This window comes from Spirosoma gilvum, from assembly GCF_054776815.1.
On sequence record NZ_BAAHBH010000017.1, the window covers coordinates 95,649 to 112,597 of the forward strand.

General features: G+C 41.0%; 14 protein-coding genes. 10 read left to right on the top strand and 4 right to left on the bottom strand.

What is annotated here, in order from left to right; genetic code table 11:
* Positions 1 to 60 precede the first annotated feature (60 nt).
* The 3 genes from ACYVFD_RS32310 to ACYVFD_RS32320 form a co-directional block, all read right to left on the bottom strand.
* A complete protein-coding gene (locus ACYVFD_RS32310) occupies positions 61 to 1,119 on the bottom strand; it encodes a sialidase family protein (RefSeq protein WP_461094693.1) in 1,059 nt (352 codons plus the stop codon).
* Between the two features lie 991 nt (positions 1,120 to 2,110).
* Entirely contained in the window at positions 2,111 to 3,157 is a 1,047-nt protein-coding gene (locus ACYVFD_RS32315; RefSeq protein WP_461094694.1) for a DUF5712 family protein, read from the bottom strand.
* Positions 3,154 to 3,675 (bottom strand): BfmA/BtgA family mobilization protein, encoded by a 522-nt coding sequence (locus ACYVFD_RS32320; protein ID WP_461086600.1) that lies wholly within the window; start codon positions 3,673 to 3,675, stop codon positions 3,154 to 3,156. The genes ACYVFD_RS32315 and ACYVFD_RS32320 overlap by 4 nt, the downstream gene beginning before the upstream one ends.
* A 698-nt stretch (positions 3,676 to 4,373) precedes the next feature.
* On the opposite strand from ACYVFD_RS32320, the gene ACYVFD_RS32325 reads away from it, so the two are divergent.
* Positions 4,374 to 5,081: a ParA family protein gene (locus ACYVFD_RS32325; RefSeq protein WP_293685384.1), complete on the top strand. Its 708-nt coding sequence runs from the start codon at positions 4,374 to 4,376 to the stop codon at positions 5,079 to 5,081.
* A 7-nt stretch (positions 5,082 to 5,088) separates the two neighbouring features.
* A complete protein-coding gene (locus ACYVFD_RS32330) occupies positions 5,089 to 5,616 on the top strand; it encodes a hypothetical protein (protein WP_293685386.1) in 528 nt (175 codons plus the stop codon).
* 5 nt (positions 5,617 to 5,621) lie between these two features.
* On the opposite strand, the gene ACYVFD_RS32335 is transcribed toward ACYVFD_RS32330, so the two are convergent.
* Positions 5,622 to 5,882 (bottom strand): hypothetical protein, encoded by a 261-nt coding sequence (locus tag ACYVFD_RS32335; RefSeq protein WP_020597263.1) that lies wholly within the window; start codon positions 5,880 to 5,882, stop codon positions 5,622 to 5,624.
* Between the two features lie 1,066 nt (positions 5,883 to 6,948).
* On the opposite strand from ACYVFD_RS32335, the gene ACYVFD_RS32340 reads away from it, so the two are divergent.
* From ACYVFD_RS32340 to ACYVFD_RS32375, 8 genes are all read left to right on the top strand, one after another.
* Positions 6,949 to 8,043 (top strand): replication initiation protein, encoded by a 1,095-nt coding sequence (locus tag ACYVFD_RS32340; RefSeq protein ID WP_020597262.1) that lies wholly within the window; start codon positions 6,949 to 6,951, stop codon positions 8,041 to 8,043.
* Between the two features lie 55 nt (positions 8,044 to 8,098).
* Entirely contained in the window at positions 8,099 to 8,737 is a 639-nt protein-coding gene (locus ACYVFD_RS32345) for a hypothetical protein (protein ID WP_020597261.1), read from the top strand.
* 662 nt (positions 8,738 to 9,399) lie between these two features.
* On the top strand, positions 9,400 to 9,594 hold the full coding sequence (locus ACYVFD_RS32350; RefSeq protein ID WP_157634692.1) for a hypothetical protein: 195 nt from the start codon (positions 9,400 to 9,402) through the stop codon (positions 9,592 to 9,594).
* A 205-nt stretch (positions 9,595 to 9,799) separates the two neighbouring features.
* Entirely contained in the window at positions 9,800 to 10,030 is a 231-nt protein-coding gene (locus tag ACYVFD_RS32355) for an IS1 family transposase (RefSeq protein ID WP_445265902.1), read from the top strand.
* Positions 10,030 to 10,203, top strand: coding sequence for an IS1 family transposase (locus ACYVFD_RS32360; protein WP_338877463.1), 174 nt, complete (start codon positions 10,030 to 10,032; stop codon positions 10,201 to 10,203). The genes ACYVFD_RS32355 and ACYVFD_RS32360 overlap by 1 nt, the downstream gene beginning before the upstream one ends.
* Before the next feature lie 352 nt (positions 10,204 to 10,555).
* Positions 10,556 to 11,569: a FecR family protein gene (locus ACYVFD_RS32365; protein WP_461094695.1), complete on the top strand. Its 1,014-nt coding sequence runs from the start codon at positions 10,556 to 10,558 to the stop codon at positions 11,567 to 11,569.
* A 132-nt stretch (positions 11,570 to 11,701) separates the two neighbouring features.
* A complete protein-coding gene (locus ACYVFD_RS32370; RefSeq protein ID WP_338877465.1) occupies positions 11,702 to 15,079 on the top strand; it encodes a SusC/RagA family TonB-linked outer membrane protein in 3,378 nt (1,125 codons plus the stop codon).
* A gap of 11 nt (positions 15,080 to 15,090) precedes the next feature.
* Entirely contained in the window at positions 15,091 to 16,866 is a 1,776-nt protein-coding gene (locus ACYVFD_RS32375; protein ID WP_338877466.1) for a RagB/SusD family nutrient uptake outer membrane protein, read from the top strand.
* The last annotated feature ends 83 nt before the right edge of the window (positions 16,867 to 16,949 follow it).

Sequence of the window (16,949 nt, forward strand, 5' to 3'; positions counted from 1 at the left end):
AAATCGTAAAGCGAACAAGCTCCATCGGGTTAAAACCTAGTGGAGCTTGCCAGTTCATGCTTACGGCTTAGGGCGTAAAGTAGTTGTAGCCATCATCACCTGCCCCTCTGACTCCCAGACGCACATTACGGTTTGACCCGCAACGGCAATACTGGGCATCTGACCTTTACCAACCTGGAGTGTTGGATTAGCCGCTGATTTGACCCAAATGATGCCTCCCTCATCCCAAGCTAATACGGGTTGTGCTGTTCCAGCAGCTAAGGTTATGTTACGACCCGTGGTAATTGATTGCTCTGGCTCACCGGGTAAACATGTATATAGGTTATTTTCACGTCGCCAGGCAGTAATGGGCTGACCTGCTGCTGAAAGAACGACCGCGCCCCCATCCATCGGACAAGCCGTTAATTTCCAGGTGCCCGTACCCAGTTTTTGGGCAGGAGCGTAGGTCTTGCCACCATCCGTCGAGTGAATCAGATGTAAGTCACGTGAACCGCCCAGCCAATTGCGGAACTGTACATATACATCATTATTTTTAGCGGCAAGTGAAACCTTACAGCACTCGCAAACGGTGCCATCAGGCGATCTATAGATAACCTGATTTTTGGACCAGGTGCGCCCCCCATCCCGGGAAGAGGCTCCGACAATTTTATTCTTCTTATCGTCACGCAGGTCAAGCCAGGCGGCATGGAACAAGCCATTGCCACTACCGGCGATGGCTTGAAAGCCTTCTTTGGCGATCTCGGGTACATCATTAACCTGTACGGCTGGAGACCACTGATTTGTAGCTCGGTTGAGTGAGTACGCATAAATATCACCTTGCCGGTTAACGGCGGTTATCACAATAAACTGATCCGTGATAGCCAGTTGTGGGCCACGCTTGGCCCCGGCCACTAAATTGGGAAGGGTCGCTACCTTACTTGGCGCGTTAAAGGATGCCGTTTGGCTTTTGGCCATAGCGTAAAAGATGGTTGAGTCTTGGCCGTACACCAGATGCATTGCCCCTTTTGTATCAGCTATAATAACGGGTAGATGGCCAGACGCGACTTTTTGAGGAGTTGAGGGCTGACAAGTTGCGGAGAGAACCCATAGCTGCAATAGAAAAAATAATAGATTGCGCATAACAGAGAGGAACAAGCAAATGAATTTACGAATATGATAAAGCGATTCTAGCCTGATATATAATGGAATGTTACCACGACACCTCTTCAAGTAGTTGAAATCAAGTGACTATCGAAGCACATTAACGATTTACTTCATGTAGAGATTAAATAGCTCGAAACCCACTCCTATGGCTTCTGAATGGGTTGCCTGATCCTATTTCACGCTACCCATAATGATATTCGGATTGGCTCCCCTCCTACTCAACCGGCCATTTTCTCCCAACAAATGCCGGGCCTGCGGCGGACCGTACCGTTGCGGATAACGGATGCTTTTAATGAACTCGTTAACTTACTATCAATGACTAAGTTGTGTTACTATTATCTAACCCTAGAAATCGTTCGCGAAAACATCGGTATTTTAAATCAGGCGATTACAGCAGTTCATTTCTCAGCGAGTTTGAGTCACTCCATATTCAACGGACAAGGCTTTTCTGTGAGATGATTATTTCGATACACCTTACCTCCATTAAGATACCCAATTAATTTTTCGGACACATACGGTCGCGCTGCATCATATCGTCCGTGGTGACCGTCCCCGGCCGGGCCTCAGCCGCCGAAGTGGTCGGAAATTTACCGACAGAGGCCAGACACCTCTTTGTTTGGTTATGCCAATATTAGGCTCAGAATAACTAGTAAGAAACCATCTCTTCAAACGCCCTATTCTTGAGATGGAGACAGATATAGCCCAAGTAAAGTCTTTCATTATGAAATAAAGTCTCATAAAGTTATCTCATGAATCAAACCAAAAATCTTACATTTTAGCTGAGTTTGTGAGACTTATATTCAAACAAAATTACTTTTTTCGGCATTTTAGGCTCAACAGTAAGCGTTGCTCTATTTGTTGGGCATGTTCTCTATCAAGTTTTATACTTGAGTTATTTTTCTAATTATAAATTTGTAATTAGAAAATAATAAAACTGTGACATTACTTTTAATTGGGTGATTATGAATTAAATATCTAAGCTACCTCTCCTCCTATTCGACAAATCCTTTAAAATTTCTCTGTCGTCATCTTTATTGACATTGGCACCTTTAAGTACTGACTCAACTGCAAAACTTATTGATTTTGTCCTTATTGGTTGATTGACCTGATTTCTGGCAAAAACCCGAGTTTCCTGTCTGTCTGCTTTACGAAGATTTTCAAATTCTGGTAGTTCATCTTTCCTCCCCTCTCCCCTATTAAGACGTTTGGTGTATTCTTTCATCGCTTGATACAACTCTTTCGAATAGCCGGTTTCAAGGGCTTTATTTCGTAGGTTAGTTACCGTCTTTTCGTTTAAATCGTACTTTTCCGCTAATTGATTGATGCGCTTTTCAAAATAGCGAATTTGATCTATATGGGTTCGCTCCTTAAGAGGTTTATCTTTGTGATAGTGGGTTTGTTTTTCGTACTTGAATTGTTTTTGAAACAACTCAGCACTGCTTCTTTGAAACTCAACGATATTGAATCGAGCCCTGCTAGTTCTAGGGTTTAGGGTGACTTTCTGTTCCTTATCCCGCGTTGAAACAACAATATGGACATGGGTTTGTATTCCCGATTTTTGGTCACCCCGCCTAACATCCCCTTCCCTTACCCCTTTATCATTCCATTGGTATTTTCGGGTTTTATGCACGATTCCATACCAAACTAAATCTTTCCCTTCTAGATCATTCCCTTTCTTGAGTTTAAAGTGTCTTGCGTAATTGTCCATTACCTGGCGGGTATATTCTTTTAAATCTTCTGAGTTATCCCTTATGTGAGCCAACTCATCACTTGATGGCGATATAACCATGGACACAAATTTGGTATCCTCCCGCTTTAATCCCTTCACATTTCCGTCTATTTGCCGCACTACTTCTTCCTTAGTCAGACCGTCATCTTCTTGGGAAAAATAGAAGGCTTCCTGATCCAACTCTTTCCCCTCGTGCTCAAAATAATTCACCAATCGCTCACAACTCCCTTTGTTATCGTAGTTGATCTCCCGGTTTTTTGTCGGCGGTAGAACCTTCGTTATCATCCAACACTCTGTTTACGACTTGCTTTCTTCTGAGCAAACAATTGGGCAGCTTTGGCTTTATATTTTTCTTGCTCCTGATCACTTAATCCTAAGCCTGCCAACAGTAAATCAATGAATATTTCCATTAGATTCAGCATGTCTACGCTAGTTTCCTCCAAGCCCTCTGTTCGATTTCTCAACTCATAAACATCCTGAACAAAGGGCATTAGATAGGTTCGTTCTTGTACCTGCATAAATGAAAAGACATTGTTCCGCAACTTCTTCACCTCTGCTACCACATCCTTCTCTTCACCCAACGACCTTGGATCAATATGGTTTTTTCGGAAGTATTCTAGCGCACTTTCTGTGTATGACTTCAACGTTAGTTTTTCAGGTTTTTTTAGCTTTCTACGTCTTGTGGTATCAGCTAATTTGTACTGATCCTGATATTCGCGGTTAGCATTTGCATTTAACTGCTCTACTTCCTCGATCATTACGTCATATACAGTTTCATCTATTGCAACTACTCTATTTGCCATTTTCTCGTACATTTTTAGCCATAGATATAAAAAAATCTATTATAACTAAAAGACTATCAATACTTTATTAATATAAATCATATTTTATAAAAAGCTATGCTTTTGATTTACAATGATTTATCTATGATAATATCATTCCTTCTTGCTGAAAAATACATGTATAGCTGAAAAATACATGTATAGTTTCTTCCTATCTCTTACTACCGCGAAAATAAATGATAAAAATCTCATATTGTTAACAATGTAACATAAATAATTTATTTACTTTTCTACATTATACTTATTTAATTTTAAAACATAAAATATATAATATTTTATTAACAATGTTATGTATTATACATAGTACACAAATTAACATAAATCACATTGCATCACTAAAGTACCTGGTAGTATGATTTTCACACGATTCTTTCCATTTGTTCGTAATGTTACTTTGTCTATTACGCAGTAAAAAAAAATGTAATTAACATACATTGTTAACTCAGTAACTATACAGATTCTATAATTTTATACAATAGGTAACAATGTCAAATAATTACTTAAATAACTAAGTACATAATAAATTTGTATTGTTTGTATTGTTTGTATTGTTTGTATTGTTTGAAATTAAGAAATTATTTGCCTAATTAATTAATTTCTTAGTGTGTTTTGTATATTTGTTAACAAATATACAAAGTAACATTTAAAACCAAATATGTATGAGAGTCATTTGCGCATCGACCATGAAGGGTGGGGCCGGTAAAACAGCAACAACCTGCTGGATCGCGAACGTGTTGGCTAAGCATAGTGGCCAAAAGGTACTGGTTATTGACGCCGATAATCAGAAGTCAATAACTGACCTCCGACAGGAGGATAAGGAAATTGCTGAATCGGGTGGGGGAGGAGTAACCTTTGACTGGGATCTCAAAACGGCCACTCCCGAAGAAGCCCAGGCAATTATTGAGGAAGCTTATGAAAATGAAAGTTACGATCTCATTTTCATCGATATGCCCCGTATGACAGGCCTGGAAGATGATGCGATCATTGCTCTGTTAGCCATGTGTGACAGCTTTATCATCCCCATTAAACCAGCCAGGGCTGACGCCCTGGCGACTGGCCACTTTATGGCCACTATGGCTGAACTAAAAAAAATTAGACAGGACGAAGGCTATCCAACGTACGTCTATGCGTTTCACAACTTTTTCCGAAACATTAAGGAGAATACATATCTGCCTGAATTTGCCGAAGAAATTGGGATCCAGTTATTTCAATCAAAAATCAAGCTTAAAAAAATCTTCGAGAACTATAACACATATACCTCGCTGTTAGAAAGCCAAGAAGGCAGAGATGAGTTTTTGCCCTTTATCAAAGAGTTTTTAGAGAAGTATGAAATAGAAGCGGATCTGAACACTCCAACCACTAAATAAGACACCGATGGCAAAAAGCTTTGGATTAATCTCGAAAAGTGCTAGAAATAAAGCCGCCGAGCAAGGTACCAAAACACTTAATAACACAGACAGTACCGAGTCTTCTTCGGAAATAGAAGCAGTACCTATACAAAATGAATCAGCTCCTGAAGTTAAGGTACCAGCTGCTCACGTTCAAGACTCGAAGGGATCGGGCTCTAATGCGCCAGTCGTTCCACCGGTGCAAGAAGCTGTGGCTGATGTGAAGTCACCAACTAACATGCCTGTCGTGAATTCTGTGGAGACTGAACCGGCCGTAACTGAATCGGCAGACAAGGGGAGCACGGTTAATAAAAGGGGCGCAAAATCAAAAAAGAAAATGGAGACACCAGCGCCATCGCCATTGAATGCAGCACGAGTATCAGCTAGGGCTCACAAGCTACTCAATATGATTAGTTCGCTGGAAAATAAAACCCAGAGTGCCATTATTGATGAACTGATTGTATTACACCCATTATATCCTAAGCTAAAAGCATTAGTCGAAGCGGTAGGGTAGGGGGATTAATCATCCTCCTTATCCACGTCACCTGCTGATTCATTCATTTCGCGAAGAATTATCTTAACAACAGCGGTAGGCGTTTTCTTAAGCATTTTCGCCAGGGTAACAATTTCTAAAATTGTGTATAACTCTGGGTTCTTTTTGCGTACCCTTATAGTGGCACGGTTATAATTCAAGACCTCTGCCAGGTCCTGCATAGTTATATTTGACTCTTTTATAAGGTCTGATAATTTTTTTGAATCAGACTTATCAGAATCTTTCATAGGTCGATTCATCCGGTTTCTCGTAAAATAACAGCTAAGGGGCGATTATTAAAAATTGCAATAACTGATTTGTCTTTATACACTAATCAAGACACGCTATTTTTAACAGTCAGATCTGAGATACCAGAATACAGGAGGGTCTCATAATATATCATTTACTTTTGGTATGACCAAAAAAAGGGTATAATCTAAGATTTACTGTCATTTTGGCACAAACAGTTAGTGTATTCGAATCTTCTACTTTGAAATTGGACAAAATGCTAAAAGCTATAATAACTACAAATATAGTTGCCGGAAGATTTTTTTAGTAATTTAGGCAGTTTATAATAAATGATTTTAGTAAAATATGAACATTTAAACATATTTTGTCTCTCTTTTTTTCCCCTTTGTTCTTTTTTAGCAAGATTGTCAAATTTTTCTAAAAATTTCTAAAATTAGATAGATTTGGAATGACTTAATTAGTTGATTATTAGTATTTTACTAAAAGAAAAGCGACTAATGTACGAAGCTAAAGCGACTAATGTACGAAGCTAAAGCGACTAATGTACGAAGCAATAACGACTAATGTACGAAGCAATAACGACTTGTGTACGAATTAACTAGGCGAAAAACGACTTGTGTACGAAGCATATAGAACCCCCTTAAAAGCGACCAGAGTACGAAGCAATATGTCCTAAGAACCTTTCAGCGAAAAGCGACCAGAGTACGGAGTAGAAGGCAAGTTCAACTTATTAGTTTATTACAATTTCTGTATCAATATAATACAATAACAACTCCTCTACTAGTCCGTAAAACGGACAAAATTAGATCTAAATAAGCGTAATGGATGGCTCGCTAAGTCCTTAGAACCAATGATTTAACAAATGGTAGATTTTTCTACCATTTGTTAAATCAAGAAAACGACTCAGATACGAAGCAAAAGCGACTTGGCAACGAAGATCGATTTTAATAACATTCTGAGAGATAAGTAGTTGTAGTTACATCAATTTTGTACAATTCGATTTGGTAGTGCTTATTTTATTTCTAAATTGCGGATGTTTTTCCTGAAAACTTATTTTTATTCGCTATGTCGGATTCAACGGAAAATTTGATGGTGGTGCCCAGTAAGAAGCAAAAAAACAATTACCAGCCCAACCTGATAACTGAGTCTCGGCAGATGTTCACGGCTTTGGAGAAGAATATAGTCGTTATGATTATTAATCAGTTGACTATACGCTACTTTGAGAAAAGCCAGCCCTTGTTCCCTAATCAAAATGTTGAGTTCCTAATCCCGTTTGCTGAGCTCAGTAAGAGTAGAAACTACAGTGAAATTGAGCGGGCTGCAAAATCGTTGCAGCTAAAGCAACAGGGATTCGCCTTTACCAATGAAAAGGGTGAACGCTATTTTAAGTATATGATCCCTTTTCCACTGGTTGAGAACCTGATGAACAAGGGGAAGATGTGTTTAAAAATTACCATGTTCTCTGGCGCTGTACCTTACTACACTGAGCTAGGAAAAACATGGACAAGTTATGATTATGAAGTAATGCGCTCGTTAGGTTCCCTCTATTCAAAACGGGTATATGAAATTCTAATGAGTCACTACCGAAGCGATACTTTTACCTATGAGGTCGATCACTTGAGGCATATTCTTAACGTACCCGAAACGTTCAAGTATTTTGATTTTACGCGTAAGTGCTTAGATGTAGCGTATAATGAAATCAAGGAGAAGACGGGCATTGAATTTACTTACGAACCGGTTAAGAAAGAGGGTAAACGGGTAACCCGCTTAAAGTTTACTAAAAAAACACCGCTAAGTCAGATTGAAAGCGAAGTAGATGCGAGCAGAGAATATATCCAGAAAATGCCCATTGGAGAAGCCGTTGCATTAGCGTGGCAATGGTTTGCAGGCTACACACTCAACGAGGCTCAGAAAGCAGCCATAACCGACAACTCTGATAAGTTAGAAACATTCCTGCGAATCCATACAGAGGTAGCTTCAGGAAAGCGGAAAAACGTTAAAAATGCTACGGCTTACATGGTAAAATCCCTTGGTATTGAAAACGTTAAAGTAAAAAAGAAAGAAACTACTCCCAAGTCGGCCACTCCACGTCGAACAGGTACACCTAAAGCAATTAGCTCAATCATTGGCACCATGAGTTTATTTCAATCCGAAGAATAAGAACAGCGGGGAAAAAAAGTGTAATTGTATGGCCAATCTAAGAAAATCTTATCCTATGAGCACATATAAAATCATAAGTTACATTGGGGTTTTGCTTATTCTGGTAAGTGGATGCAAAAAAGAGCCTGACCCAATTGCATTAAATAACCAAATCGAGTTAGGTGAAAATCCTGACCCAATTCAACGGGTATCAGGTACATACAATGCAGTATTCGTCGATGCGGGGTTTAAAGTAGGAGATGGCTTTAAAGCATATCAAGAAGGTAGCTACAGTCTTAGTCAGCCTGATGGAAGTATAAAAGGGGGAGGATATCAATTAACGGTGAAACCGGCTGGAGCGCAAACGGTAGCGGTTACGGTTGAAGGATCAAGCACCAATTTCGCCAAAGTGCCAAACCATACAATTGGTACCTACACAGTATATACCGTACAAAATGGTAGTACAACTGAATATCAATTACGAAAGTCAATGGCTGAACCCATTGCCTTATTAATAAAACGGTACGATGCTTTTAGCACCTTAACGAGTTATGAATATGACGTAGCTCTCAACTACTATTACAACAAAGCCACTGGGGATTTTCATTGGGGGAAACAAAATGAAATAGAGCCAGATCCATCATCCTGGTTCTATTTGAATGGAGATTCTTATACTGTGTACTTCAAAATGCTTCGTAAGGTGTCAAAGAGTTAAGGTTGATTGGGTAACTTACTTAGCATCATATTATAGAAGAAATCGCTACTACTTCAAAATAAAATCAGATAAAAAGAGCTTTTTGTAATTAGAAATTTCTAATTACAAAAAGCTTCCCTAATAGTTCTTGAACAAAAAAGTCGTATTGCTTCCGATAAAACCACGATTGCCATATGGGAGTGAAATGACAAATATGCTGTGTTATTGGTACCGCAGCTCAATTAAAGACCAGTCGTCAATTAAGTACCCTTACCTTAAATTACAAAAACTCTACCCATACAAATAAAGTTGAACTTAGAAATACAACCTTAAAATGGAAACCGAAAAAGTCCCTATAAATCAGCCTACTAAGCCATCACCTACTGAAATCACTAAGCCACCTCGGCCCAAACGACTACAGATAAAAAAAGAACGGATTCATTCAAATACCTACGGTGTGAACTTGAAGTTGGGTTATTCTAATAATGTTATTCTCAAACGTTTACAGTCATAACACAAGCCATGTTATATTAAAAATGGATTCTTACTTAATCAAAGATCTTATTCCTATAGGCATTGACATTGGGACAGATGGGACTGTTGATAGTTACTATAGACTACCAACTCCCATGGTGTGGATTTTTCGAATTCCTCACCCAGATGACGTAGAGACTTACACTCAAGTGGAGACGATTGTAACGAAAGTAGCCGTAAGCCTCATACCGGCGTCTGCCGAAAAAAAGGCTACAGCATGGGTGGCTCCCCTGAATGAAGACGACGAACCCGATATTAACGGGGCTTTAGCCTTTGAGGGAGTCAATTCGTATGAGGGGGTATTAGTCAAATTAGGATTTACTCCTGCTTTGCCAGCTAACTAACAAGTTAGCTACCCATATATTAATATTAATCAAAGGGAGGTTTTTGTGAACGGTTTCAAAAGAATATCTTTAGCTGACACAAATCATTCATTGAATGCCGATTAGGTACCAAATAAGTTCAATTAATTTACGCTTTATTTGGACGATTTGTTAGTAATAGAAGGTTACCGTTAGATTAGATCCGTTTTAATAACTGTCAACGTGTATCCGTGGCACACTACTTCGTTGGTTATGGTGGGTGGAGGATGCAGTGACAGGCGAGATTATTGCCTTCGTCTTTGGTCGCCGTATTTTCCAAACATTTCGCCACTTATTACATTTATTGGAGGCCAAATTGAAGTGTTCAAATGGATATCCGACTCTTAGTGTCGGGACGCCGGAGCGGGCTTACTTTGATTTCTTAGATCAATGTCTGCTCTTAGTTCGTAAAGCTTAGTGTCCTTACAAAGTCTAGAGTGTAAGCATTTGACCCTTCGAACGCGATTAAAACGACTAACCCGCCGAACCATTTTCTTTTCCAAATCATTGGTAGTCCTCGAAACTAAAATCGGGTTGTTTATCAATCAGTTTTTCTTCGCTGATCAACGCTATCAAGCTACTACCAACTGATTTAAACCAGTACACTATTCTTAGCCACATAAAACCTATTTGCGAGTGGACTACTAGAAAAAGGGGACTGAACTGCCAAAATCACTTATTTTCAGCTGTTTCGTTTACTGGGGAGTTCGTTGGAGCCCATGAATACCGTTTTCCTCAACACTTTTCCTCCATTTTTGCTGTCCATTGGGATCCGCCTTCATCTTTCAATAAATGAGCGTGGTTTATCGTCATTCCTAAAATAACTCGATTGCTCCTAAATATTTTTTAAATATTTTGATAACCAATTTAGGAGGTTGGTTTCCTAAAACGTCTTTATGATGTAAGCCGCAAAAAGATGAGTCGTGAAATAAGTATAAAGGAAATGCACGAGATCCTCGATCGTTTCAAGAGGGGCGAGTGTAGTGCAGCAGAAAACGCCAAAATTATAAAATGGTACAATTTATTGGGCGAAAATGTAAATGACCACTTCGATGAGGAGACGTCAGCTCTTATAAAACAGAAATTATGGGTTGGCATTACGACTACAATTGATGCCGGTAAAAATGAGCTTTTCGAAAAGAGACCTTTCTACTTGCGGCCATACTTCCAAATTGCGGCATCAATCTCCATAATTTTCTTGCTTTTAGTTAGTCTCCTTCAACTTAGCAATAACCAACTTCAAGTTACAAAATCTGAGAATTCTGTTTTAGCACCGCAGCATTCCCAAATGTTTGCCAACGATAGCAAGCGTGTTAAAATGGTGTTGCTTAATGATGGTACTTCGGTCCAACTGCAACCTCACGCGAGCATTTCATTTACAACTGCCCCGAATACGAACCAACGGATTGCCGTTTTGGAGGGCGAAGCTTTTTTTGATGTTTTTCACGATAAAACCCGACCTTTTTCTGTGTATTCGGGAGGCATCGTTACCAGAGTATTAGGTACTAGTTTTTCGATAAACAAGAATAAGCGCAACGGTGAAATTGTGGTTAGTGTTAGATCAGGAAGGGTATCGGTAACAAAAGAAAACAGTCAGAAATCGAGCGCTAAAAAAGCGGAAGTAATTCTTACACCCAATCAAAAAGCAATTTACAGCGCCAAAATGGACAAAATTACTACTTCTATTGTGGCGCATCCGGTGATGTTGAAAGAAACGGATTCTCAAAAACTAATGGAATTTGATGAAACCCCAGTAAGTGAAATCTTGACAAAACTGGAAAACCTATACGGTATTAATATTGAATTTGATAGGGCCAAGCTAATCGACTGTAGAATAACGGTAGTCTTTTTGGATGAGGATTTATTCGAACGCCTTACCCTTATATCCAAACTCATTGGGGCTTCCTATACGGTAAGCAATACAGAAGTCGTGTTTGCTTCGCAAGGTTGCAAGTAGGCCAAGTGCAACCTCAATAAAATTGAAATTGATAAAATACGGGTAGGGTTCAGCCTATCCACACACCTCCTTGCTGCCTAGGAGGCCAACGTCCTAATTCAAAACTTTTTACATAAATAACTGGTCAAAAGTATGAATAAAACTATATCTCTTCAGAAAAGGGTTCTTGCTTTTACAAAATTCACCGCCATACATGGCCTTCTGGCGGTGATATTTATGAGCATGTCGTATGGACATAAAGTAAAAGGACAAGAAGTATTAGAAACGAAAATCGTTTTCAAGGCTACCAATGAAAGCATTAAGTCGGTTTTACGTAAAATTGAAAAGCAGGCGTCAGTTACGTTTGCTTACAAAGCAGAGTTTATTAAAAACTTCCCAAACGTTACCTTACAAAAAGACAGTGCAAAACTAAAGGAAATCCTGGATGCCATTTTTGAGAATCGCGCTAGCTATGAAGTAATCAAGAATCATATTTTATTGACTGAAAATCCCAAACATCAAGGCAGTATTGTGGTACCTACTTCCTCGTTGGCTCTTGAGGTTAGCGGGATTGTTAGGGGTGAGGAAAATGCTCCCCTTCCTGGTGTAAACGTAACGCTCAAGGGTTCTACCACAGGTACCGCTACCGATGCCGAAGGTAAATTTGTCCTAAGCGTTCCAGACGCAAATGCAATCCTTGTTTTTTCATTTATTGGCTACCTGAGTGAAGAAGTTGCTGTGGGCAACCGCAGTGTGATCAATGTATCGCTAGTGCCGACTTTAAAAAGCCTGTCCGAAGTAGTGGTAGTAGGCTACGGTCAGCAAAAAAAGGCGAGTGTAACCGGATCGGTAGCGACGGTGAAAGGAGAAAGCCTGGTTACTGCGCCGATGTCGAACATAAGCAATACGCTGGCAGGGCGTTTACCCGGCTTAGTATCTAAACAAGAATCGGGTGAGCCCGGAAACGATGCGGCTTCTATCAGTATCCGTGGGTTTGGGCCAGCATTGACCATTGTAGACGGCGTGCAATTGGATATCGCTAACCTGGATCCAAATACCATTGAGTCGGTTACCATTCTGAAAGATGCTTCCGCTGCGATTTATGGCGCAAGAGCTGGTAACGGGGTTATCCTGATAACGACCAAACGGGGAAAAATAGGTAAGCCTACCATTGCGATAACTTCCTCCTACAGTTTGCAAGGCATTACCCGCGGCCCAAGACCCGTAAATGCGGGTCAGTACGCTGAGTTAATGCGCGAAGCACAACTTAATTCGGGGCAAGCACCTGACTTTACGGCAGAAGAAGTAGCCAAGTATTACGCAGGCACCGATCCTAATTATCCGAACACCGATTGGAGAAAAGTCGTTTTGAGAGATCAAGCACCTATGCAACAGTATGGCATCTCGCTTTCCGGTGGTTCTGAAAACATTACCTATAGAGGTTCACTCAATACCATAAATCAGCAAGGATTGTATAAATCAGGCGACAACACGTATAAACGGTATAACCTGGTTACTAACTTAGATGCAAAGGTTAATAAGAATGTTTCCATTTCGCTTGATCTTTTGGCCACATCTGACCTAACTAATGCACCAAGCCGTCCACAAGAAAATTTTTGGGCTGATTTCTACGATGCGCAACCCATCTACCCAGCCTCGCTGCCCGATCCGAATAAGTTGGCTTATGCGGGGGCAGCCATTAGCCCGATCTTGAATACCTACAGAAAATGGGGTGGCTATAACGATCGCCTACGGCAAACCATAAAAACCACCTTTTCTTTAACCTACAAGCTTCCAATCGAAGGCTTATCGCTGAAAGGTGTATTTAACTTCAACCAATATACGGAGGATACCAAGATATGGAGTAAGAGTCAGTCACTCTATGCCTATAATTACAACACCAAAGAGTATACACTAAAAAGCTCCACGCCAGCCACCAATTTAAATCAAAGCTATTATAAAAGCAGAGTATTTACTCCGCAACTGTTCCTGAATTACCAGCGGACGTTCGGTAGCGTACACGACGTTACAGGGCTTTTACTGTATGAATCACAGGATTTCCTTGATGGATCCATTTCCGGCACCCGCCAGAACTACTTAAGTAATGCAATCGATCAAATATTTGCAGGTGGGCAGCAAGACCAAAAAATTAACGGTACCGCGAGCCAGTATGCACGGAAAAGTTACATTGGACGAGTAAACTATGCGTTTAAGAATAAGTATTTGCTTGAGGTAAGCGGCCGGTACGATGCTTCGGTTAATTTTCCTAAGAACAAGCGCTGGAGTTTGTTCCCGAGTGCATCCGTTGGATGGCGACTCAACGAAGAGGCCTTTGCTTCCAAACTAAATTGGTTGACAACGCTGAAACTCCGGGCAAGTTATAGCAAGACAGGATACGATGCTACCGGCAGTTTTCAGTACTTGACAGGCTATACCTTTAGCGATCCCTATCTATTTAATGGATTACCAAGTACGGGTGTGAATTCTACAGGTTTAGCTAACACTGATATAACCTGGGAGACTATGAAAACCGCTAACCTGGGGGTAGACTATGCCTTCCTGAACGGTAAAATTTATGGTGAGTTCGATATCTTCCGCAGAGACCGCACTGGTATGTTGGCAAACAGACTTGCCTCTCTTCCTTCTACCTTCGGAGCAACGCTACCAGCCGAGAATATAAATAGCCAACTCACTCACGGGTTTGAATTTTCTATTGGTACAAGGGGTAAACTCGGCGGCTTTGGCTATGATATTAGTGGCAATGTTTCCAGAAATAGAACCAAATGGACGCACTTCGATGAACCTGACTATACCGATCCAGATCAGATTCGTATAAATCAGCAAACGGGTAAATACGTTGGAACGGATTTCGGTTACGTGTCAAATGGGCTGTTTACCTCACAGGAAGAAATTAACAGCTTAGGGTTCGACCAGGATGGCCAGGGCAATAAGTCTCTGCACCCCGGTGATATCCGGTACGTTGACCTAAACGGCAATGGAAAGCTGGATATTTATGATCAAAAAGTAATAGGCCAGGGAACGGTTCCTCAAATGATATGGGGTCTCAACATGGCCTTTAACTACAAAAACTTCGATTTGTCCTGGCTGATCCAGGGGGCTGCTAAATACAATGTTAGCATCAAATTGGGCATAGACTCCAGACGTACTCCTTATACTGTATTGTATGATGAGCGTTGGACACCGGAAAACAATGACCGCGATGCCATCGTGCCTAGACAAACCTTTGGTACAACAGAAAACAACAATAGGCATTCTGACTATTGGACCAAAGATGCCTCGTATGCCCGTCTAAAAACCATTTCCCTTGGGTATACTTTTCCAACTACTCTCTTGCGTAAAATCCTGATTGACAAAGTACGTATTTACGTATCGGGTACCAACCTGCTGACCATCGATGGGATATCGCGGTATGGCATCGATCCGGAAATAGCAGGCACGCCTAACGCTACCAGAGGTTGGTATTATCCGCAACAAAGAACTGTTTCTGCAGGACTTAATCTATCATTCTAAACCTAACATTCATGAAAAGGCGTATATATATTTTCTTATTCCTACTAGGATCTGTTACGGCGTGTAAAGATGTACTTGATAAGGAGCCATTAAACATCATTCCTGAAAGCACTGTTTGGTCGGATCAAGCCTTGATAAATGCCTATGTTAGCCAAGTATATTCGGAGCTAACGTATTTATTCAACGATGCTACCAATGACCGCAGCCGGTACGAAGGCCCCGGAAACCCGGAAGATTCCTTTGATTTTAATTTACCCTCTGAATTATCGGATGAGTCGCGGTGTACCTATACCTGGCTGTACACCTGGTATTTGTTGAAGCCTGGTTTCATTGACAAACGAGGAGGCTTGATGGAGTGGTGGGGCTATTCTACTATCCGTAAGATGAACGAATTTATCGAGCGAATGGAAACGGTAACGGTGCTGGATGCACCCGTAAAGAAAAGCCTACTTGCCGAAATGCGGGTCTTACGTGCGATGACCTACTTCCAAATGGTGAAGCGCTACGGTGGTGTTCCTTTAATCACCAAAGTGCAAGCAATCGACGCGCCTAAGGAAGAGTTGTTTGTGTCAAGAAATAAGGAAATAGAGATCTATGATTTTGTCAATGCTGAGATTGATGCTGTCCTTGCCGATCTGCCCGTAGGGAATGCTTCCAGCGGACATGTAACCAAAGGTGCTGCCCTGGCTTTGAAGAGCCGCTCGTCCTTATACGCAGCAAGTATTGCTAAATACGGTACTGTACAACTCAATGGCTTGGTAGGCATTCCTGCCTCAGAGGCAACTCGGTTTTACCAGGCATCATACGATGCCTCCAATGCAATCATTACTTCCGGCCAGTATTCGCTCTACAAAAAGGAAGCAGACAAGGTAAAAAATTACCAGAATATTTTCCTTGATGAGAATAATGTAGAGGTCATTTTCTCCAAACAATACAATGGACAGGCAGCCGTTGGGCACAGTTGGGATCTGATGCAGGAACCCAATGGTTTCAATGCCTGGGGCGTTGGTAATAATTCGGCGGTATACCTGGAGATGGTAGACGACTACGAAAATATGGACGGTTCGCCAACAAAACTGGACCCTACGATACTGCAGGATAAAGTTTGGTCAATGAATGAACTTCTTGGTAAAAAAGACCCCAGGTTCCATGCGTCCATCTATTATGAAGGAACGCCCTGGCAAGGCCAGATTTTCCGTCTATATAAAGGATTAAAAAAACCAGATGGAACCATTATTTCAGCGGGTGATTATAACGGAGTAACTGCCAACGGTGCCAATAGTGCATCCTCGAGTACGGGCTTTGGCGTAAAAAAATACCTGGATGAAACCTTGGTACAACCAGGCGGTGGCATGTCTCGTACAGACTGGATTGTATTCAGATACGGAGAAACTCTGCTTAATCGGGCCGAAGCAGCTTTTGAACTCAATAAACAAGAGGAGGCACTAACCGCTGTCAATCAGATCAGAGAGCGGGCGGGTATTCTTCCCCTGCTTACAATAGACCGGGATAAGATCCGACACGAGCGCAAAGTCGAGCTCGCTTTTGAGGGCCATCGCTACTGGGATTTGAGAAGGTGGCGCCTTTCCACGACCGCACTGACCAGAACGTTCACCGGCATCGAGCCAATTCTGGATTTTACCACCAAAAAATACCAAATCAAGTTTTTAAATGGTGTAGATGGTGATAATAAGCCACGCTTCGATGCCAAATTCTATTATTTCCCCATTGGTGTCGCACGGATTGCTAATAATCCCAAACTGGTTGAAAACCCAGGTTGGGAATAGATATAGCTGCTATTCAGGGTATAGTCAGCACCACTTCTGTAGTGCTGACTATACCCTGAATTACGTATAACCGTTGCCTGCAA